General features: G+C 45.9%; 13 protein-coding genes and 6 pseudogenes. 12 read left to right on the forward strand and 7 right to left on the reverse strand.

What is annotated here, in order from left to right:
- Positions 1-28 precede the first annotated feature (28 nt).
- The 5 genes from JEU20_RS06725 (at position 29) to JEU20_RS06745 (ending at position 4,033) form a co-directional block, all read left to right on the forward strand.
- Positions 29-778: an IS5 family transposase gene (locus JEU20_RS06725; RefSeq protein ID WP_198243554.1), complete on the forward strand. Its 750-nt coding sequence runs from the start codon at positions 29-31 to the stop codon at positions 776-778.
- Positions 763-1,308: a HipA domain-containing protein gene (locus JEU20_RS06730; RefSeq protein ID WP_198244445.1), complete on the forward strand. Its 546-nt coding sequence runs from the start codon at positions 763-765 to the stop codon at positions 1,306-1,308. Before JEU20_RS06725 ends, JEU20_RS06730 begins: the two co-directional genes overlap by 16 nt.
- A 295-nt stretch (positions 1,309-1,603) precedes the next feature.
- A complete protein-coding gene (locus JEU20_RS06735) occupies positions 1,604-2,707 on the forward strand; it encodes an AAA family ATPase (protein ID WP_198244447.1) in 1,104 nt (367 codons plus the stop codon).
- A gap of 29 nt (positions 2,708-2,736) precedes the next feature.
- Positions 2,737-3,207, forward strand: a complete 471-nt coding sequence (locus JEU20_RS06740) for a metallophosphoesterase family protein (protein ID WP_198244449.1) — start codon at positions 2,737-2,739, stop codon at positions 3,205-3,207.
- Position 3,208: 1 nt separating this feature from the next.
- On the forward strand, positions 3,209-4,033 hold the full coding sequence (locus JEU20_RS06745) for a metallophosphoesterase (RefSeq protein ID WP_198244451.1): 825 nt from the start codon (positions 3,209-3,211) through the stop codon (positions 4,031-4,033).
- On the opposite strand, the gene JEU20_RS06750 is transcribed toward JEU20_RS06745, so the two are convergent.
- Positions 4,019-4,339, reverse strand: coding sequence for a hypothetical protein (locus tag JEU20_RS06750; protein WP_198244452.1), 321 nt, complete (start codon positions 4,337-4,339; stop codon positions 4,019-4,021). The two genes, JEU20_RS06745 and JEU20_RS06750, sit on opposite strands and share 15 nt — an antisense overlap.
- 230 nt (positions 4,340-4,569) lie before the next feature.
- On the opposite strand from JEU20_RS06750, the pseudogene JEU20_RS15845 reads away from it, so the two are divergent.
- From JEU20_RS15845 to JEU20_RS06760, 3 genes and pseudogenes are all read left to right on the forward strand, one after another.
- A pseudogene (locus JEU20_RS15845) lies at positions 4,570-4,800 on the forward strand (DUF6444 domain-containing protein); the annotation flags it as partial.
- Between the two features lie 19 nt (positions 4,801-4,819).
- Positions 4,820-5,869: pseudogene (tnpC, locus tag JEU20_RS06755) on the forward strand (IS66 family transposase); the annotation flags it as partial.
- 215 nt (positions 5,870-6,084) lie between these two features.
- Positions 6,085-8,616 carry a tyrosine-type recombinase/integrase gene (locus tag JEU20_RS06760; RefSeq protein WP_198244456.1) on the forward strand — a complete coding sequence of 844 codons (2,532 nt, stop codon included), beginning with the start codon at positions 6,085-6,087 and terminating at the stop codon, positions 8,614-8,616.
- Between the two features lie 316 nt (positions 8,617-8,932).
- Here JEU20_RS06760 and JEU20_RS06765 read toward each other — a convergent pair.
- Positions 8,933-9,417: pseudogene (locus JEU20_RS06765) on the reverse strand (IS5 family transposase); the annotation flags it as partial.
- Positions 9,418-9,818: 401 nt separating this feature from the next.
- Here JEU20_RS06765 and JEU20_RS06770 point away from each other — a divergent pair.
- The 4 genes and pseudogenes from JEU20_RS06770 (at position 9,819) to JEU20_RS06785 (ending at position 12,874) form a co-directional block, all read left to right on the forward strand.
- The gene (locus JEU20_RS06770) at positions 9,819-10,610 is read left to right on the forward strand and encodes a hypothetical protein (protein ID WP_198245930.1); all 792 of its coding nucleotides are present in this window, start codon (positions 9,819-9,821) and stop codon (positions 10,608-10,610) included.
- Positions 10,597-11,150, forward strand: a pseudogene (locus JEU20_RS06775) (BREX protein BrxB domain-containing protein). The gene JEU20_RS06770 and the pseudogene JEU20_RS06775 overlap by 14 nt, the downstream one beginning before the upstream one ends.
- Before the next feature lie 10 nt (positions 11,151-11,160).
- Positions 11,161-11,307 carry a hypothetical protein gene (locus JEU20_RS06780; protein WP_198244458.1) on the forward strand — a complete coding sequence of 49 codons (147 nt, stop codon included), beginning with the start codon at positions 11,161-11,163 and terminating at the stop codon, positions 11,305-11,307.
- A 17-nt stretch (positions 11,308-11,324) separates the two neighbouring features.
- Positions 11,325-12,874, forward strand: a pseudogene (locus JEU20_RS06785) (IS3 family transposase).
- Here JEU20_RS06785 and JEU20_RS06790 read toward each other — a convergent pair.
- The 5 genes and pseudogenes from JEU20_RS06790 to JEU20_RS06810 form a co-directional block, all read right to left on the reverse strand.
- Complete coding sequence (locus JEU20_RS06790) at positions 12,864-15,029, reverse strand: Eco57I restriction-modification methylase domain-containing protein (protein WP_198244460.1); 2,166 nt, start codon at positions 15,027-15,029, stop codon at positions 12,864-12,866. The pseudogene JEU20_RS06785 and the gene JEU20_RS06790 overlap by 11 nt on opposite strands.
- On the reverse strand, positions 15,026-15,523 hold the full coding sequence (locus JEU20_RS06795; RefSeq protein WP_198244462.1) for a hypothetical protein: 498 nt from the start codon (positions 15,521-15,523) through the stop codon (positions 15,026-15,028). The genes JEU20_RS06790 and JEU20_RS06795 overlap by 4 nt, the downstream gene beginning before the upstream one ends.
- Positions 15,513-16,556 (reverse strand): AAA family ATPase, encoded by a 1,044-nt coding sequence (locus JEU20_RS06800; RefSeq protein ID WP_198244464.1) that lies wholly within the window; start codon positions 16,554-16,556, stop codon positions 15,513-15,515. The genes JEU20_RS06795 and JEU20_RS06800 overlap by 11 nt, the downstream gene beginning before the upstream one ends.
- Positions 16,557-16,565: 9 nt before the next feature.
- Positions 16,566-19,979 carry a BREX system P-loop protein BrxC gene (gene brxC, locus JEU20_RS06805; RefSeq protein ID WP_198244466.1) on the reverse strand — a complete coding sequence of 1,138 codons (3,414 nt, stop codon included), beginning with the start codon at positions 19,977-19,979 and terminating at the stop codon, positions 16,566-16,568.
- Positions 19,939-21,492: pseudogene (locus JEU20_RS06810) on the reverse strand (IS3 family transposase). Before JEU20_RS06810 ends, brxC begins: the two are co-directional and overlap by 41 nt.
- Between the last annotated feature and the right edge of the window lie 5 nt (positions 21,493-21,497).

Consider the following 21,497-nt stretch of genomic DNA (forward strand, 5'->3'; position numbering starts at 1 on the left):
TTTATTTTGACTCAAAAACAAGCAAACTATGCCCCGACAAATGCTTACGGATGAACTTTGGGAGAAACTGAAGATAATTATGTTGAAAATGGGAATTTATGACAAACCTTGTCTTCGAAAAACAGTCGAAGGTATTTTTTATCGCTTGCGAGTAGGTTGTCCCTGGAGAGATTTACCCACGGCTTTTGGTAATTGGAATGCGGTATATAAACGATTCAATGACTGGTCTCGTAAAGAAAAACTGATGGGTATTTTTAACGCCTTGGTTGTTGATCCAGACCTGGAATGGGAATTTATTGATGGGAGTATTGTGAAAGCACATCAGCATAGTAGTGGTGCGGCCTGTGAACAAGAAACAGCGATAGGGAAATCTGTCGCCGGGAACACCAGTAAAATTCATATGGCCGTTGATGCCTGTGGTCTTCCTATTCATTTCTCAGTGACAGGCGGCGAAGTTCATGACTGTAAAGAAGCACCGAAATTAGTTGCAGAGCTCCCAAAAGGTGACTATATAGTTGCTGACAGAGGCTATGACAGTGAAGCATTACGTCTTCAAATTAAAGACAAAGGGGCTGTTCCTGTTATCCCAAGAAAAAAGAATTCAACTCGGGGAAATGATGAAATGGATTGGTGTCTCTACAAATATCGCCATCTCGTTGAAAATGTGTTTGCAAGACTTAAGCATTTCAGAGCGATCGCCACGCGATATGACAAACTCAAACGAAATTTTGAAGGCTCTATCGCTCTGGCTTGCGCCTTTTTATGGTTACCTATGTGAAATGGCAACAGCCCCTAGGCTTAAAAGAGAAATACCAGCGTAGAGAAACACCCAACTTCGCGCAATGCTACCACTTAATCATCGAACACTCTTCCAGTCCGTTAATCGATGCGGAACAGCTGGTCAAATGGCAAATATTTAATTTAATCGTCGGAAATTCCGACGCCCATATTAAAAACATTTCCTTTATATATCATGAGCATGAGACACGGCTGGCGCCGTTTTACGATCTCGTCTGTACTCGAGCCATTGAGCACCTGGACGATACGCTGGCGTTATCGATTGGAAATCAGAATAACCCCAATCAAATAACCGAAAAAAACTTTTCGGAATGGGCCGAGCAATGTCATATTCGGCCCAAACGCATTATTCACATGGTTCATCAGATGCTAAGTGAGCTGGAAGAAAAGAGAGCTATTGTAAGAAGCACACTGGAAGAAAAGCACGGCGAACAACCAGCACTGCAACGCGTTGATCGCATTATTAAACAACAAACCAAGCGACTCAGAAAGAATCTATCATCTCTTTAATACAAACGAAAAAAATAAAAAAACGTTACCCATTCCCACAAGATTATGTAAAAATACGCTTCCTCAAATTTTCACTTCAACGGAGTCCGGTATGAGTACGTCTAACTATACCTATCAGCACAGCACAGTTGTGATGGCTTCGTTGTATCTACTGATTTCATCCGCCGCCATTACCGGCTGAACGTTCCAGATTTGACTCATTCAATACTGGGGCGTGTCCTCAGTATCAATCCTTTTATACTCTTACATTATTTGTCTGATTGACGAGGTACATGCCCCAAATACAGGAGGGACCATGTACGCACATAAACCAAACCGACATTTCAGAAACCTAATCCAACAACGCCTGTTAGCGCCGCAATCACTTCCGGTAGATAATCAGCCGGAGGTAGAACCGGATTGGGATGATAGTTTGATCAAGGTCTTTGATGTGGACAGCATGCAAGACATGATCGATAAACATCCTAGCCGCAGTAATCTGGCCCGGAATCATAGCCGTTATCTGGAATACCTAGGCGATACCGAAGGCTATCTGCAACAGGCGGTGGTGCCCGATGACATCTTCGCACAACTGGACCAGTTAGCGCATGATTTTCCCAATTTCCAGGAGGTGGTCGCCTTTTACCGCGAACAACTGGCCTTAATGGTTTACAGCGGCACCCAGGTTTTTGCGGCAACGCCTTTACTGCTGACCGGGCCGGCCGGAGTCGGCAAAACCGCGTTTTGTCATCGTTTGGCGCAGATCATACAGACCCATTTTGCCCTGATCTCATTCTCCTCTATGAGCGCTGGCTTCGTGTTGGTGGGGATGTCCTCAAACTGGGCAGAGGGCAAACCTGGAAAAGTCGTTGAAGCGCTGGCTATAGGCCATTACGCCAATCCACTCATGGTACTGGATGAAATTGACAAAGCCGACGGTGATCCGCGTTACGACCCATTAGGCAGCCTTTATCAGCTGTTAGAATCGGAAACGGCGGCGCACTTTATCGATGAAGGACTGGAAGTTCCGGCTGATTGTTCGCACATCGTCTGGGTGGCGACCGCCAATGATTTGCAGCGGATACCGGAACCGATTGTCTCCCGTTTTGTGGTCATTCCTATCAAAGCGCCGAACCCGGAACAAATGCGCTCTGTATTGGCCTCGATTTATCGACAAGTCAGGAAAAAGCATCGCTGGGGAGTTCGTTTTACCGAGCAGTTATCCGAACAACTGGTCGCCAAAATCACCACCAGTGAAATGGCCCCACGCCTGATCCAAAGGGAGCTGATCCGGGCCTGTGGTAGGGCCAGTCTGCGTCATAAGGATAATCCGGACAACATTCAGCTCCAGACCGATGATTTTTATATCCAAAACCCGTGGATGGAAAAAGAACAACGGCCCATTGGATTTGTATATTAAAAACCATATGAAAGACCGGATACCCTGAGTTGAATCAACCTTCAGCGCTGAGTGATAACAATCAGCACATCAAAGTCGTCGATGTGGCCGGTTTTAGAATAGCTGGGCTAGGTGGTGTTTTTCTGGGTAGAAATTGGCGACCCGGGGAACTTCCAAAATGGCAAAACAGGAAGCATTGGCTTAAATTCACACCGAAAAACGTAAAAAAAATACCCTTGAAATTGGATCATTCCATTTGGTATCACGAATTTGATCAGATGAAGAAAAAAATTAGGGCTGATATTTTAGTGACGCATGAAGCACCCAGTTGCCACCGATACGGATTTGAAGTGATTGATGAACTGGCTGAAGCGATAGGCGCACAAGCCATTTTTCATGGACATCACCATGAGTATTACAGAGATTCAGTGAACAATAACATTCAAGTAACGGGCGTAGCCATTGGTCGTGTCGTCAACCTGGCCGGTGATGAATTGATGACCATTATAGGAAACCATTAAAGTGAAAATTTATTTAACTTCTGATTTGCACACAGAACATGCTCAAGAAGATTTTGATCCATTCCATGACTACCCTTGTCTGCAATTTAATACACCTGATGAAGCGGATGTCATTGTTTTAGCGGGTGATATTGGCAATAAAACCTGTGGATTGGAATGGGCGTCCCATCGTTTTAAGGGTAAAAAAATTATCTATGTGGCGGGTAATCACGAATACTACGATGCCGACCTTAATATCCTGGAAGATTTGCGTTCCAAGGCTAAAGAACTGGGCATCTATTTTCTTGAAAATGAAGCGGTGATTATCGAGGACGTTCGCTTCTTAGGATGTACTTTGTGGACTAATTTTAATCAGTATTCACGATTAGAAACATTCATGGCGTGGAAAGTGATGAATGATTATTATTACATCACCTGTAAAGACTGGTGGGAAAACAAACAAAACAAAGAAAAAGCCTTATCTATCATGGATGATAAATTTGGGTTTGACTCAGAGCTTTTCTCTCCAGTGGTTGCTTATTGTCTTCATAGAAAATCGGTGGAATGGCTAGAACACAAACTTAATCAACCGTATGAGGGTAAAACCGTGGTGGTCACACATCATGCGCCCACCATGAATTTAACAGAAGATTATGCTTATGGTTCCCATTTAGAAAAATTCATTAAAAACAGAACCGATAAGATTGATGTTTGGATGCACGGACATATTCATGAGTCAGAAGATAGTGAAATAGCGGGTGTCAGGATTGTCAGTAATCCGCGTGGCTATCCCTTACCCGGACATTTATCTGAAAGTTTCGATGAAAAAAAATTAATATGGCTGTAACAACCTCCAGATTTTTAGATATTGAAGCCTCAAGTTCCCATAATCATGTCCGGTAGGGTGATAAGGCTTATCATCATGATTTAAAGGGTTCACCGGACGGGGATTCACATGCTGGCTCGCCTCAGCTGGAGAAGTTGTGGCAGTATTGACCGCAGGCTCGTCAGGTAAATTTCTGACGGAAGAAGCCCGACTTTGATCAAAAGATAAAGCATTAAACTCAGCTTGCAGACCATAAAACAAAAGTATGGCCTCTTTCGCTTGATTTTGTTGTTGAACGGATTGTCGTTTCTCCTGCAGTTTAGCCAAAAATAGTGGCAAACTTGTAGATTCAAAAGGATCGTGCTGATACTTATGACAAAAATCCCAATAAAATCGCAGCCATTTTTTTGTAAGAATACCGGACGTTGTCAGGACAGGGTTTATTCAGCAACAGCACATCGAAATGCTGTGACAAATCAACAGGAAGTTTAAGCATTGAATGTTAGTAACCGTTCACAACACTTGCCAAACCACCCAAAAAATCAGAAAATTCGTGTATGAGCAAACTCCCACTGGATTTCACCCAACCGCCACCTTTGCCTGAGACATTAGAAGAGTCTCACCAGGTGATTTTGACGTTGTGGGAAGCGATTAGGCAACTCCAAATCTGGAAAGAGGAACTGGAGGAACAATTAAATAATGGTTCCGACAATTCCTCAGCACCGCCCTCACAAGACAGCCCTAAAAACGCGCGGAACGCCACCGCAAAACCCCGACGGGGCGTAAAAAGGGGCGCAGACGGGCCACAAAAAGCACGAACGGACGTTATTGCCCGAAGACCAGGTCGACCACATCAAGCGCTACTATCCGCATGCAGTCTGTGGTTGTGGTGGAACAGTCCAGATAGATCGTTACCAACGCCATCAAGTTTTTGATTTACCTGAAGTGCGCTATGAAGTCACCGAACATCAGTGCTACGCAGGTTGTTGTCAACGCTGTGGACAGCACCATAAAGCCCATCTGCCCGACGCCGTTCCTGCCGGCCAAATGGGGCCGGGTCTGATTGCCTGGATCAACCTGATAAATGGCCGTTACCACCTGACCTTAAGACAGATTGAAAGTCTGCTCCAGGAACAATGGGGCCTGACCTTCAGTTTAGGAGCTATCAGCCAAAGCCAGAAAAAGCTCAATGACTGGCTGGCCCCCGTCTATCAACAAATCGGTGAAGCGGTTCGTGCCGCGAATCTCGGCTATGCCGATGAAACCCGACACTACCGGAATCGCAGCACCTACTGGCTCTGGTCCTTATCCACCGACCAGGCCGCCTACTTTCTGACCCACTATTCGCGCGGTAAAGGCGCGGCCAACGCTTTACTCGGCAACTTCAATGGCGTCTTAGTCACCGACCGCCATGGTGCTTACAACGACTATGCAGCCAATAAACACCAATATTGCTGGGCGCATATCATCCGTAACTTGGAAAAAATAGCCCAACGCCGGGGACAAGCAGGCAAAGACGGTCAAAAATTGCTGAGGCTGGCTCGATTAGGGGTACGATGCGCCAAACGCTGGCAACAAAGCGACTATCAAAGCCAGCATTATCGACAGCGACTGGAAAAGCTCCGTCAACGCCTCAAAACCCAACTGGAACAGAGCGCACTCATCCATGGAAAAACCAAAACCGGCAACAGCTGCCGCAAACTGCTAAAGGATTTTCCAAGGCTCTGGACCTTTCTGGACCATCCCGGTGTGCCGCTGACCAACAATGCCGCGGAGAGGTCGTTGCGCCCTTATGTTATCTGGCGGAAAATCAGTTTTTCAGTCAATCACACCGCGGCGATCAGTTTCGGCCGATGATCTTGTCCGTGATCGAGACCTGTAGACGGTTAGGGCTTAATCTGTATCAAACCCTCAGAACGATTTGCACTCAGGGTCTGACAGATGGCCAAGTCTCTTACCGCTTACCTATCCCTGAGCAGCAAGCGGTTATAAGGGTGTGAACGGTTACGCAAGATAAAGGAAAACAACTACGCCAGGAAAATGTATTACGCAGGCGTTGGTTTCCTGATTCAGTGACAGAATTACTATTGCTACGCTGGCAACATCAGCAACTGGGCGAGTTTCCAGTTCCTGAAGGTATAAACCCTGACAAGGCAGAGACCTATTGTCAGTATTTAATCAATGCATTCTTGGGATCTGTTGGCTTTACTGAAAAAATCATTCCGACTCGAATGCTTATCGATGGCGCTGTTATAGCGGCTGGTCTTGAAATACCTGCCTTTCTGGTAAATTTTGCAAGCGGAAAAATACAAACAACATCGCTCCCTCCTCAAGCCTGGCAACGGCTTTACAGCAATTGTCGAGTTGGCCAGAGCAAACAGGAATTAAAACTCGAACAAACAGAATTCAATTTGCAACTGGGTGAGCAATTGAATGGCAATGACAGCGTCATAAAGCGTTATGATCAATATCGACTCTATAAAAAACTCCGCAAACAACTGACCGATAAACGCGAGGATAAAAAACGATCTCATGCGCAATCGATCAAAATAATCGAGTCTTTTATGGATGAACATAAAGATCAAGTTGCCCCGCCGTTATATTATTTATGTCAATGGGCTATAGAAATGTATCGCAATGGTAGTTATACCAAAGCGAGATTAGCAGTCAGTACAGTACCTAAATACCTGGGGCAGCTACAAGAATTGGTTAACTTTGTTGGCAGTGAAGATTTGCTAACGCTTGATGCTGAAGAATTACTTGAAATTTACCAAGGTCTGGTGAATCGTAGTAAAACCCTCAAGGCGAAAGCCTATAAAGCCGGTCGTATTAAAGAATTCCACCACTTCTTGTTAAAATGCGGCTATTCCGGTCGTTTGAACTTAAACGAGCTGGAAGGTGTAAAAGCGCACGGAACAGCAGTTGATGCCAATTATCTTAATGAAACGGCATACCAGGCAACCTTAGTAGAACTAAACCGAGTAGATGCCAGACATTCACGCATCGTGACCATTCGACGATTGATAACCATGCTGGGGTATCGTTGTGGTCTGCGCCGGACTGAAGCCTGGAAACTGAGACTCTGCGATATCCAAATTAGCCATTATCCTGTGTTGTTGATACGGGCCAGCCAATACAAAACGGTCAAATCCCCACAATCCATACGACAACTTCCCTTAAAATCATTATTGACTCAACAGGAACTGGATGAGTTTCTGCATTGGGTCGAACAAAGGCGATTGGAGCAAGGCTTAGATGATTTTGCAACCGATTCCAGCTTTCTATTTTGCCATGAGCATAATGGATTAAGTCTCATTAAAGAAGATTTGATTTTTCCGGTGATACAAATGGTACTACGGGCCGTTACCGGTGACGATAGTATTCGCTATCATCATCTACGGCATAGTTGTGGAAATAACCTGATGCTGCGATTTCAAAAGATTACCTGGTCTGAGTTAGCATTAGAGAAGATAGAGCCTGTTGAATCAGAAACGAACAATTTATTCGGTTTGAGTGACCAATATCCATCACGAAAACATTTATTTCAAGTAAGCGCCTTGCTCGGTCATGCCAGTCCGGATATTACGCTGAGAAACTATATTCATTGTTGCGATTATTTGCTTCGGCATTATTTAAACCAGGCTCATGACGATACTCTGCCAGTGACATCAATTACAGCTATTAGTGGTATTGGCCGGGAATCCTTATATAAAAGTAGACAGCGAAAATACCCAGAACTTTCCGTTCTGCAAATTGCTAAACATCAGTTGCGAGAGAAAACTCGGTTAGTAAAAGATGAAAACAGTGCGAAACAGAATGAGCCGATTGACTGGCCAGAAGAACTATTACAACTGCCTCAATTGCATTTATTGGAAGAACCTCCCATTTCCATTATGCATCAGTTGATCGAAAATTATGACCCTGAACAGAAGGATGCTCGTTATTGGGCGGGAAAAACCTGTTATTCTGAATACCAAATACAAAAATGGCTTGATGCAGCATTATTTTTAGCACACATGAAAACCGGCAAGGGAGTGCCTAGACACATTCGTCCACAATGGTGGGGATTAGCGGATGCAGAACAAAAAAATGCTATCCTGATTCAAGAAACACGACAACAGCCACGTTGCATGCCCAAACCACATAATCAACAAGATGTTAAAGATGCCCAGTTAGCTTTACAACACTTGAAAACAATGAGAAACAGTACCCCTGAACTGACTAGGTGGGGTATTCAGTATTACCTGGAGACAAATGTTTCATCCCATTCCCACTTGAGAATGAAAACACTCGATGATGCAAAACGTTTTAAAGATTTTATTTTAGCGCTGGGTTTCACTAAAAAAAGAATCCATTGCCAACTAAAACCTCAAACCCGTCCAGGGAGCCTGCCAAAACATAAACAGGTTGAATTCTGGGCAAAAGAACTATCCATTCAAACGAATCAGATTACCGTGAGAACGCCTATTGAAAAACGTGGTTCAGATTTTGGATCATTAAGTATGCTTGTTGTACATGAAAATGGTCATGCATCATATGGTATTCGCTATGCGCTTTATATGACCGGCATTTTAATGTTGGTGGCAAATGAAATAAGTCTATAAATCGATTCAATAAAACATAAGAATTATGAAAAATATGAATGCTCCACTGGCTAGAAGCTGGTCATTTCGCCTAAAGGCGATTTACAGCACACTAAAATCATCGTCGGGTTCGTCCAGCTTCTGATTCTTGATGTGTACTAGTTCAAACCCGCTCTGTCTCTACGCTTTCAGGCGGTGAATCCTTCATGGCGGCTTTATCTCTGGCGCTGCTGGATGTTATAAGTTCAAGAAACGGTAGTCGTGTTCGTACTGTTGGTATTTCCTGAAGCTGATAATCAGCGTTAAATATTTTTCTAATAGTCGGCGCTAAAATCGATTAGGCGCAAGCCAGAGCGATAGAGCCTTCAAAATTTCGTTTGAGTTTGTCATATCGCGTGGCGATCGCTCTGAAATGCTTAAGTCTTGCAAACACATTTTCAACGAGATGGCGATATTTGTAGAGACACCAATCCATTTCATCATTTCCCGAGTTGAATTCTTTTTTCTTGGGATAACAGGAACAGCCCCTTTGTCTTTAATTTGAAGACGTAATGCTTCACTGTCATAGCCTCTGTCAGCAACTATATAGTCACCTTTTGGGAGCTCTGCAACTAATTTCGGTGCTTCTTTACAGTCATGAACTTCGCCGCCTGTCACTGAGAAATGAATAGGAAGACCACAGGCATCAACGGCCATATGAATTTTACTGGTGTTCCCGGCGACAGATTTCCCTATCGCTGTTTCTTGTTCACAGGCCGCACCACTACTATGCTGATGTGCTTTCACAATACTCCCATCAATAAATTCCCATTCCAGGTCTGGATCAACAACCAAGGCGTCAGCCCCTAGTAATAAATGATTTATTCATGTGTTGCTTCAATTAAGCAATTCTTGTAATGAAAATGGAGGGTCTATCTTGACTTTTCAGCTCTTAGCACGTAGCTTTAAGCGGCTTTATCCCAGTAACAATAGGTAAAAACAATTATAGAGCTAGACTTGACTATTTGAATTTGCCATCGTCTAAGAAAGGGTGGGCAACCGGACTTAAGACAATGGCTAGTGTCGATGAAATTGAAGCCTGTTTCGGGATGAAGCGGGATACGGTCTAAAAAATGGATCAGCAAACAAACCAGCCAATCCACAAAATCGGTCGTCTCTGGAAATTCAGGAAAAAATTGACGAGTGGATGCGCAAAGACGGAACAAGTGAGACTAGTGGTGAGTATGACGGAAAAGAATAAACAATTGACACGCTTCGGATTCAGTTTCGAACGAGGCGGCGCTCATACTTCCCGCACAATGATGCTTGAAGAGCTGAAATCGCTTTTATCCTATGTAAACCGTGTTGATGCTGTAAAACAAGATTACCTGCATGCGATAGACGATGAAAACTGCCTTGGTAAACGATCAGCCAAAACGCGTATTCTGACTTACCGACACCTTGTGGATCTTTATTCACTTGATCCGTCTAACGTTCTTTTTCGAGCTTTATTATATTTTTGGGATCGTGATACGTCAGGACAACCCTTACTTGCATTACTTTGCACTTATGCACGCGATCCTGTTTTTCGCTCTACCGCGTCTTTTATTTTAAAGTTCCCGGAAGGCGCAACTGTCTCACGTGAAGCTCTTGAGGAATATATTGATGACATTGAGCCAGGTCGTTTCAGTAAAGCAACGTTAAAATCCACAGCACAGAATATTAACTCGACCTGGACAAAATCCGGGCATTTGCAAGGCCGTACCAGAAAGATTCGTACACCGGCTATTCCAACTGTGGGAAGTGTGTCTTATGCGTTGCTACTCGGTTACTTGTCCGGTGTACGCGGGCAATCACTCTTTCGAACAGAATACATCGAATTGCTTGACTGTTCTTTCGATAAAGCCATCGAGTTTGCTGAAGAAGCATCACGAAAAGGCTGGATAGTATTCAAACGCGTTGGTAATGTGATTGAAGTTCTTTTCCCAAACCTGATAAATCAGGAAGAAATGGAGTGGCTTCGTGAGCAAAGTTAAGCGACTTATTCAATCTTATAGTAAACATATTGCTGTGCCATGGAGAGATGACGCAGCCGCAGCACAGCGGGTTATTTTTTTGCGTCTACAACGAAAATGAAGAACGCTGGCTGCGCGCCAGAATTGATGAATTTGAAATAGCCACCCGACAAGCTGAACATGATTGGGCAATTTTCGATTTAACGGATACATTTGCTGTCTGGTTATCTTCAGGGCGTTATGCAAAAAGTTATTTTCAAAAACCCCATTTACTACACACACTTTTACCTAAATACCTGACATTTTTAACTAAAGAATTTGAAAACTTTCTCCAGAAAAACAAGGTAGATGAAAATACTGTGGTTGCCATTAAAGGCGTGGGATCATTATTTGGATTTCTGAAAGTAAAAGATGTTGTCGATAAGTTTGCACCGATGGTTAAAGGAAGACTTGTCGTCTTTTTTCCCGGGCAGCTTCGAAAATAATAATTACAGACTACTGGACGGTTATGACGGGTGGAACTATCTCGCCATACCTATCACTGCGAATAAGGAATATTGAACGGGGGTTAATGATGAATAATCGAGATATTTACCAAACAGATCCAGCTACCCGTAAGTTGGTTAATGAAGGTGTCGCCAGTGTTAATGACGAAAAAAAAACCAGTCAGGCGCTGGCCGTACTCCCCCTGTGTCAGACTAGTTGTCGCCTCTATTAAAACAGAGGAATAAAACGATGTCCCAACGTTATAGTAAAGCATTTAAAGAACAAGCCATATCAAAAGTATTGCAACGTGGTGATAAAACGATACAGTGTATCGCTGATGAATTGAATGTAAACTTGTTTACCCTTAAAAACTGGCTAAAGAAACCTCGTACAACGCCTATGACAGACACCCCGATGAATAAACGCCCAGCTGACTGGTCAATGGCAGAGCGTTTTGCTTTATTAATGGAAAGCGTCGCTTTAGAAGGTGAGGCGTTAAATGCCTTTTGCCGTCAACACGGTATATTTCCGCATCATCTTGATGTTTGGAAAGACGTTTATCAAGAAAACCGACAAAGCAGAACAATCAGGAAAATCCCGATCAGACAAGTCTTTACGGGATGAGATAAAACAACTGGAAAAAGAATTAAATCGCAAGGAAAAGGCCTTGGCAGAAGCCGCCGCCTTATTGGTGCTCAAAAAAGTGCCGAGCGTTCTGGGAGGAAAAGGCGTGATGATTTCTCTTGCAGAACGCGAACAATGGTTGGAATATTTTGATGAAGCCGTCGGCCTGGGCGCAAGAAAATCAAAAGCCGCCGAGATCATCGGCATCAGCTTACGCACTTTGCAGCGTTGGCAAAAACTGAAACGCTATCCGTCGATGGCCGGACACAGCGTCAGTTTACCCCGAGCCATAAGCTCAGTGACGAGGAACGAGCCGAGATACTTGCTATCGCTAATTCGGACGAATTTAAAGACTGTACGCCGCATCAAATCGTGCCGATATTGGCCGAGCGTGGTCAATATATTGCTTCAGAATCCAGTTTTTATCGAGTTTTAAGGGAGGCCAATCAATTATCACACCGGCATACCAGTCGGACACCTAGCTCGCGCAGCAAACCGAAAGCCTTGACCGCAACATCGCCCAATCAGATTTACACTTGGGATATCACCTATCTGGCAACGCAAGTCAAAGGACAGTTCTTTTATCTGTACCTGTTTATGGATATCTTTAGCCGTAAAATTGTCGGCTGGCAGGTCTACCAGGAAGAAAGCAGTCAGTATGCGGCCGATGTCATCACCGATATCTGCCAACGTGAATGCATTCAACGCGAGCAGGTGGTTTTGCATTCTGACAACGGTAGCCCAATGAAAGGCGCAACCATGCTGGCAACCTTGCAAAAACTGGGGGTAGCGACTTCACTCAGTCGGCCAGCGGTGAGTAATGACAATCCTTATTCCGAATCCCTATTCAGGACGCTTAAATATACGCCTAAATATCCTTCACAGCCCTTTGAGACAATAGCGGCTGCCAGGGAATGGGTCGCAGGCTTTTGGACTGGTACAATCACCAGCATCGGCATAGTGGTATTCAATTTGTCACACCGGCCCAACGCCATGAGGCTAAAGATCAGGCGATATTAATCCAGCGTAAAGCGGTCTATGAGGCCGCTAAAGCTCAAAACCCCAAACGATGGAGTCAACATACCCGAAACTGGGATTGGCAATCTGACGTCTGCCTAAATCCTGATAAACCGAATGATTCGCGCTCAGTCAACAAGCCCAATATCATTCATTAATTTTCAACTTTTGGCGACAGTTACTTTGACATTTACCGAGAGCGGCAAGGGTACCTTTCTCTTGTTCCCAACGAATAACTTGTTCTCTACCGGAAAACCTAGCAATCTCGTTAATTGCAGTTTGAACTGGCTCCCAAATCCAGGAAAATTTTTCAACTTCCCAGTGCATCTTGAAAAATTGGTGCAAATCACCAGCGTGCAAGCCGCTTCTAGCCTCAGCAAATTCATTAAGCAAGGCAGCATCAGACGCCAAATTAGTAATAAAACGCATGTCTGGATTGCCGCGTATATCAGCCACACTAACTCTATCTACAGAGCACCCAATGGCTGAATCCATGTTTTCTTGAAGTGACTTGTTAGCTGAACAATCCGACAGTGAAAATGAATCTCCTATCTTTTCGTCGACTGATGAGATCAATAATGCAGGGTTTGCTCGAATTGGCGTAGAAAATGCATTCCACCCAAGGCGCAACACAAAGAGCGGCCGATGTTTTTCAAGATAATTTTTTCTATACTGTGCGTACGGGCCAAGGTAAAGCCACTCACCAAGAGAGACTAGCGCATAACTTCCAAAAGGCTTTATCCACTCACGAATCCTCTCAATAAACGCCATCGCCAAATCGTATTTGCCAACGGTGTACCACTTTTCAATAAACTCAAGGAGTCTTGGATGATGCTTTGAAACACCCAAATAGGGAACGTTTGTTTCAACCAAATCGTATTTGTGGGAAAGCAGAAACGCCGCCTTTACTATCCCTTTTGCAACAATGCCAATTTCTGACCGTTCATCATCCTTTTCACCCGCCAACGCCTTTGTCAGAAGCGGCCCAACCTCTTCCCACTTCAGTTCAAACAGCGATCCCTTGCCCAGACTGGCCTCCGGGTTAATAAGGCTACCGAGCACCGGCGCATCCTTAAATTGTTTGTAGAGCTCTTCCAGTGCCAGGCGCAGGTTGGTGTCGTCGCCAGCAAGAGCGAGCCACTCTTCCTTCTTGGCGCTGATTGCCAATCCAGAGCAGGCCACATTCAGTTCCGGCAATACGCGATAGCCACCCGCATCGGGGTATTTCCAGGCGGTAAGCGCCAGGGCGAAGGCGGCCAGTTCCACGCAGCGTTGATCCAGTTCTAGGCCGTGAATATTCTCCTTCAATACCGCATCCACCGCTTCACGGGCAGACAGATCCTCCAGATCCATCCGCATCGGAACCAGCATCAGAAAGGCAGCGACCAGAAAGTGTCCGGAGCCGCAGCAGGGATCGAGGGTTTTCAAGTCGGAGAGCTGTTCCGGCCAGCCATCGAAGGTTCCCGCAGCCGGTGTCCAGGTACCATCTTCTTGCTGTACAAAGCGCAGGTAATCCAGCGGTACACCCGGTATGGATGCCTTGCTGCGCAGTTCCTCTTCGCTGCAGGCGTTTTTCAGGTCCGATTCGGTGAGACGACGTGCCGCCCACCACGCCCCCAGGGAGTTATCCAACAGGAAGCTGACCATGTACGGTTCGGTGAAAAGCTGGGTAACGGCGGGCAGTTCCCTGCTACCTATCTTCACTTCGGAAGCGTTGACCTCATCTTTCTTTTTGGCCTGCCAGAATTGGTAGACCCAGCCCAGCGAGTCGGAAGCAGTAAAGACCTCAAGGGGCAGATCGGACACCAGGCGTTCCAGTTTTTGCTGATGCTCCGGTGGCAAAGTCAGTTGAAAGACCGGGGAGTCGAGACGGAAGATCTGCGGCAGCATGCGAGCGGCGAACCTAGCGGCTAGTTCCCAGCCATTGGCCGCATCTTCGTCGGCAGCCAAGTCTTCGCACTCTTCCAGGGTGATAGCTACCGGATCATCCGGGTCCGGGTACATGAGCAGGTTATTCTCGGCCAGGAAGCGGGCAAACAACATGCGGTGCCAATGCTCGTAGGCCACTTCTTCCACCAGCCTCTCTATCTCTTGCTCTCCCCTGTCGTTACGCAAGTCACCCAGTTGACGACCATGAACACGTAACTTGCGGCGCAGTTCACGATCCTGTTCGCTTAAATGGGTAAACGGGGTGGCTTCACCTACACCGAGTTGTTCCAGCGCAGCGCGGGCAGCCTCCTCGGCAGTGTCGCGGGCTTCCTTGATGGTTCGTTCGAGTTGATTGCGTAGTAATTTTTCAAGAGGCTGCATCATGCTCCTCCTGCTTTAAGACGACTCACCGGCCAATCTGGAAAACTGGCGTTCCAGCGGTCTATGTTGGCAACAACACAAGTTGCTGCGATGGGCTGTTGCCACCTGTTTTTTGGCCCTTTTTCTGGAAGTTGCCTTTTTAATTCTTTCATCAATCGTGAAATTGATGCATTCTCCAATTCCATTAAGCAAAGGTATTTGATTGGTTTGTCGTTTTTGTTCTCTGCCCAACGGTAAATGAATGAGTCTCGAAATTTAGTGACAAGCACTTTAACAAGGTTGCTAAGTTTCGCACTATCCGTATATTGGTCTGAATTGTGGAAATCCTTTATTTCTACAAACAGATAACTATCATTTAACTCTACGACAAAGTCTACAGCCTTCATGCAATGAGATAGCCCGTGAAACTTCGTGCTTGTTCTATCAGAATCATCAAACTTGAACCCATCCAGTGCATTTTGAAAGTTGATTCGAATATTTCCCTCTTCAAGTATCATTCTGCCCTCCTTCCATAGATTGCTTGATTTCCCGTTCAACCAAGAGGCCAAAAGTGTCATCAATCGCATTTGGAGAGATATTTAGGTAATTGTCTGTAGAAGTAACCTTAATTTCACCGATTTCCTGGTCTCGATACAGACTGTGATAGCGTATTTTATCTTCCGCTTTAGTTTGCAGATCAAACTCTTTCAGGATGACATAATCGTGAGTGGTGAGAAAAATCTGCACGCCCATGCGTTGCAGCTCGATGAGAATTTCTACCACGGTTTCCATCAGCTTTGGATTTAAATTGGTTTCCGGTTCATCCCAAAACAGTATGGAGCCATTCGTTAACGTTCCGTTTTGAATAAGAACCCATAAGAGCGCCAATTTGCGCAACCCTTCTGCCAAAAGGGTGAATTCCAGTTCACCTTGCTTGTTTTTTAGAAAAAACTCTTCATTTTTTGTGATTACCTTACCATCCATCGATTTCTGTAAGATGGCCAGTAATTGCTTGCGCGAAGCATCAATAGGACCTTTTAATGTTCCCAGAAAGGCCCTGTCAATAATGTCGGCATAGACCTCTTCAAAGTGGATATTCCGCAAGCTGTAAAGTGAACGAAACCCAGGTGCATTGGCCATCATGTCTTTAACCGGTATATAGACGGATTCGACAGGATGCTCTCTCCACTGTTTAGGGGTGCCACTTTCGGTTGCTTTTTCAGGTGTTTTTGTGTGGCTGGAAAGATTGAGTCGAATGCGTATTTTTTCTCCTTCTAAGGTTTTTCTCCAAACTTCAACAAAACCTTTACTGCTGACCGGAGAACGCTTGACCAAACGACCGATTTGATTTTTTGACGGAAGGTAAACTCTGTTGAGTTTTTCGGCCAGACCCTGTTGTGTTTTGGAAATATCGCAAGCTGAGTAGAGTGCTTTAAGTATATGCGTTTTGCCGGTGCCATTTTCCCCCACAAAGATATTGATACCCAAAGAGAAACCAATTTCCAATTTCTCGAAGGCTGTAAATCGTTCAAGTTTTATTTTTTCAAGCATTTCAGCCTCCTATTGAATCACCACCGGACCTTGTTGCAGGGCGGCTTTTAACTGTTGTTTAACCTCTTCAGTCCAAGCCTCAATATCCTCATCCGTTTTGAGAGTACGACGAGGCACCTGAATAAACTGTGCCTTGGGTTCGCAAAGTTCTGCTGCACCCATTGCGACATTATCAAAGCGGGCAGGCATAGCGGCAACACGATCGGCAAACATAGACAGAGCGCAGTTGTCGAGGGTTGAGAGTACATCAGCAGTGCTCTCAAGCTTTACCCCGGGTCGATCCTTAAATGTTAGTCGTTGTTCCGCTAACAACTGATTGCGCTGTTCAGGTTCCAGTTGCTGCCAGTTTGAATCATCTTCTAAACGTTCCATGCCTTGTTTGTGACTTGCCTCATATTGCTGATCCAGGCGATTGAGTTCATCCCGTAGTCGTTGAGTCAGGTTGGCAATGAGTGGTGTAATCAAGTCGGGTTCTTCGAGCAGTTGGCGCTGTTGCTCAATGGTTTTGACTTGAGCAAGAATCACCTCTGCATCTGCAATACCGGTGGCGTGAGCCGCCAGGCGTGTTAAGACTTGCCAATTTGGCCAGCATTTGCTGATACGCTCGGCAAGAATAGTCCAGACATCAATATGGTTGCCAAGCTCCTCGCGCCGGTTGTACAGGGACAGCAGTTGTTCATTGCCTGCGGTAAGGCGAATTTCATCGAGAAAAGTCGTTTCTGGCTGCTCTGGTTTAGGGGCTTCTCCGCCCGCTTGATTGGCGAGTTCGATCATTTTTTGCAGGAACTGCGGTACATAACTCAATTCTTCACCTTGTTTGACGGTTAGCCCAACTTTTTGTAACAGTTTACGAATCTGAATCCGTTGAGCCGTGGTAACAGTAGCGGATTCTACCTTGAACATCACCTTGCCAATGGATTTACGTTCCAGTTCTTTCGGGTCCATGGTTTGACCACGCTCGTCCTGGGCTCGAATGAGTCCAGCTATTAACAGCGCTTGCAGACCACCATCGACGGCATCACGAGACCAGCCAAAAGGCGCTGATTCAAACTGGGCGCGAATATCCGCACCCTTCTTGCCACCGGCAATGAAGCCCAGAATGGCTTTGCACACTGGATTCCTGACTGGTTCACCTTCATCGCCAACGGCCTTCAGCGCGTCAGGCGCGCCTTTTTTTGCTTTTTCATAGACTTTTGACCAACCGCTATGATCGGCGATATGAAACTGCGGGTAGAGCCGCTGTAACGAATTGCCTGCGGCTTCCAAAATCATATCCTGCAAATCATTGCCAAGAATTTCGTTACCGCCACCCTGGAAAACTCGGCTACCTGAGAATGCTTCTTCCAACAATTCGCGAATTTTCCCTTCAGCGGTTTGCTTGGTAGTCTCCATGGCTGCACGGGCTTCAGTACCTTCCGGCGTATTGGGGACGCCGCGTTTATCCAGGGTGGCGCTGGCCGCTTTGTAGTCGATCAGATGATGGCGCAGGTCATCGGCAGAGCGTTTTGGAATGAACACAAAAACCGTGGGTGATTGATTTCCAGCCTGGCGTGCATCGGCCCGCACGGAGTTTTCATCGATACTCCATCCATCGCGCACCCAGACGTATATGCGCTGATTGGCATCAGCCGGCAGGTTGGCATCAAACAGTGGGTAGATGTCACGCGTGACTTTTGAGTTACCCTGGGTCAGAGAGAGCTTGCGGACCATCTCACCGAATTTCTTGCGGATGCGGTCGTCACGCTCTGCTTCGATGCGATGCGCTTCGTTAGAGAGCGCGGATCGTTGGCTCAAGAACTCATCGAGCCAGGCAGCGCTTTCCTCGGTCTGAATACGGTATTCATCCCCGACCTTCATCAGCAGTTCGCATTTGTCGAGTAGCCCCGGCAGTTTGCTGCGAAGTGCGCCGGAACCCTGTGACAGGTCTTCAACCAGCAGGTCGGCCAGGGTATCTATTGTGGCGTGGATACCGATTTCATGATTACTACTGGCGAGTTTGTTTATGAGGAATACCAGACCACAGGCACGCGCCATGAGTTTTTCGTCATCAGTACCCTTGCTCCAGCTCATGGTTTTTTCGTGCACCTTGCGAGGCAGAATGCGTGACTGTAACAATTTATCTGCGGAATCAAAGTAGAGATAGTCTGCTGGTACGACATTTCCCAGAGGGTCATTTAAATTCGTTTGGATGACCTTGTGAATCATACTGAGCTGGTTACGGAGTTGACTATCCGTACCGGTTTGGTCAAGTACACGTAAGGTGTTTTCCCAGAAGCGGCGACGAACTGGAAGAATAGGATAATCCTGTGGAAAATAGGGAATATCATCCTGCTGATGACCAATGGTGGTGCCAGCAAGGTGCCTGGAAATCTCGCCCAGGTTGGTTTGCATGATTTGTTCAATGGGCGCTTTTGCTTCAGGTTTTTTGGCAAGAATAACCTGCCGTATGACGGCATCGACATCGGCATCGGATAGTTCGACGCGAATGGTAAAACGGCCTTCCAGCTTTTTCAGGTTACTGGTGCCTGTTACGGCTGTCTGGCCTGTACCGATAAATAGCAGTTTGCCGCCAATATTCTTGCTACAGGCTTCGACTACTTCCTGGACATCAATCGAGCGTTGGCTGTCTTCTCCAATGTATTGTTGAACCTCATCGAGTACCACAAGGGTCAACGGAAATTTGCCGTCATGGGTAAGCGCTTGACGAATGGTTTTGAGCATATCGTCGCTGGAGACATCCTGGACATAGGGATACAGATTGTTCAGGGTTTCGACACAGGAGGCAGGTGATGTGAATAGATTGGGTTTGGCCTTAACCAGGGCCTCATGCAAACCTTCGGCAACATAGAAATTGTCCAGCTCTTCTTCCCAGTCAAACCCACTTTGTTCTACCTGGCTACGGACTTGGTTCTCGATGCCTTCAGATTTAAGCCACATGACAAAACGGGCTACAGGGTACTGCTCTGGAAGCCCGACTGATTTAAAAATAATCCGTAAAAGAGCCAGGCGAACACTGCCGCTCGCACCAGCGCCCAGTGTGCCCGATGCGGCATGTAAACCACCATGTCGTTTAGCCTGTGTGCTGAGTTCTTTTAAATGATCCTGAATATTTTGTGGCAAATTAGCGATGCCGCGAGCTGTAGCGCCATCTTCAAAAACCGTATCAACCCAAAGCGCACGGAGCATTTTCACCAGGTGTGATTTACCAGAACCGTAGAATCCACTTACCCAAACGGCAGGCTGTTGCGCCTGGTCTATATTTTTTAAATAGGTTTCAAGGATGTGCTCCATTCCTTTTTGGTATTGACCATCACAAACGAAGGTTTCTAATTCATAACGGAGTACGGTAAATGTCAAAGTAACTGTCGCCAAAAGTTGAAAATTAATGAATGATATTGGGCTTGTTGACTGAGCGCGAATCATTCGGTTTATCAGGATTTAGGCAGACGTCAGATTGCCAATCCCAGTTTCGGGTATGTTGACTCCATCGTTTGGGGTTTTGAGCTTTAGCGGCCTCATAGACCGCTTTACGCTGGATTAATATCGCCTGATCTTTAGCCTCATGGCGTTGGGCCGGTGTGACAAATTGAATACCACTATGCCGATGCTGGTGATTGTACCAGTCCACAAAGCCTGCGACCCATTCCCTGGCAGCCGCTATTGTCTCAAAGGGCTGTGAAGGATATTTAGGCGTATATTTAAGCGTCCTGAATAGGGATTCGGAATAAGGATTGTCATTACTCACCGCTGGCCGACTGAGTGAAGTCGCTACCCCCAGTTTTTGCAAGGTTGCCAGCATGGTTGCGCCTTTCATTGGGCTACCGTTGTCAGAATGCAAAACCACCTGCTCGCGTTGAATGCATTCACGTTGGCAGATATCGGTGATGACATCGGCCGCATACTGACTGCTTTCTTCCTGGTAGACCTGCCAGCCGACAATTTTACGGCTAAAGATATCCATAAACAGGTACAGATAAAAGAACTGTCCTTTGACTTGCGTTGCCAGATAGGTGATATCCCAAGTGTAAATCTGATTGGGCGATGTTGCGGTCAAGGCTTTCGGTTTGCTGCGCGAGCTAGGTGTCCGACTGGTATGCCGGTGTGATAATTGATTGGCCTCCCTTAAAACTCGATAAAAACTGGATTCTGAAGCAATATATTGACCACGCTCGGCCAATATCGGCACGATTTGATGCGGCGTACAGTCTTTAAATTCGTCCGAATTAGCGATAGCAAGTATCTCGGCTCGTTCCTCGTCACTGAGCTTATGGCTCGGGGTAAACTGACGCTGTGTCCGGCCATCGACGGATAGCGTTTCAGTTTTTGCCAACGCTGCAAAGTGCGTAAGCTGATGCCGATGATCTCGGCGGCTTTTGATTTTCTTGCGCCCAGGCCGACGGCTTCATCAAAATATTCCAACCATTGTTCGCGTTCTGCAAGAGAAATCATCACGCCTTTTCCTCCCAGAACGCTCGGCACTTTTTTGGAGCACCAATAAGGCGGCGGCTTCTGCCAAGGCCTTTTCCTTGCGATTTAATTCTTTTTCCAGTTGTTTTATCTCATCCCGTAAAGACTTGTCTGATCGGGATTTTCCTGATTGTTCTGCTTTGTCGGTTTTCTTGATAAACTCGTCTTTCCAAACATCAAGATGATGCGGAAATATACCGTGTTGACGGCAAAAGGCATTTAACGCCTCACCTTCTAAAGCGACGCTTTCCATTAATAAAGCAAAACGCTCTGCCATTGACCAGTCAGCTGGGCGTTTATTCATCGGGGTGTCTGTCATAGGCGTTGTACGAGGTTTCTTTAGCCAGTTTTTAAGGGTAAACAAGTTTACATTCAATTCATCAGCGATACACTGTATCGTTTTATCACCACGTTGCAATACTTTTGATATGGCTTGTTCTTTAAATGCTTTACTATAACGTTGGGACATCGTTT

Origin of the sequence: methane-oxidizing endosymbiont of Gigantopelta aegis (assembly GCF_016097405.1) — a bacterium.
In the GTDB taxonomy this organism is placed as follows: Bacteria; Pseudomonadota; Gammaproteobacteria; order Methylococcales; family Methylomonadaceae; genus Methylomarinum.

Excerpts from the sequence above, each read along its gene's own strand:
- JEU20_RS06725 (WP_198243554.1), top strand. The coding sequence starts at position 29 with ATGCCCCGACAAATGCTTACGGATGAACTTTGGGAGAAACTGAAGATA.
- JEU20_RS06730 (WP_198244445.1), top strand. The coding sequence starts at position 763 with ATGGTTACCTATGTGAAATGGCAACAGCCCCTAGGCTTAAAAGAGAAA.
- JEU20_RS06735 (WP_198244447.1), top strand. The coding sequence starts at position 1,604 with ATGTACGCACATAAACCAAACCGACATTTCAGAAACCTAATCCAACAA.
- JEU20_RS06770 (WP_198245930.1), top strand. The coding sequence starts at position 9,819 with ATGACGGAAAAGAATAAACAATTGACACGCTTCGGATTCAGTTTCGAA.
- JEU20_RS06780 (WP_198244458.1), top strand. The coding sequence starts at position 11,161 with ATGATGAATAATCGAGATATTTACCAAACAGATCCAGCTACCCGTAAG.
- JEU20_RS06790 (WP_198244460.1), bottom strand. The coding sequence starts at position 15,029 with ATGATGCAGCCTCTTGAAAAATTACTACGCAATCAACTCGAACGAACC.
- JEU20_RS06795 (WP_198244462.1), bottom strand. The coding sequence starts at position 15,523 with ATGATACTTGAAGAGGGAAATATTCGAATCAACTTTCAAAATGCACTG.
- JEU20_RS06800 (WP_198244464.1), bottom strand. The coding sequence starts at position 16,556 with ATGCTTGAAAAAATAAAACTTGAACGATTTACAGCCTTCGAGAAATTG.
- brxC (WP_198244466.1), bottom strand. The coding sequence starts at position 19,979 with ATGATTCGCGCTCAGTCAACAAGCCCAATATCATTCATTAATTTTCAA.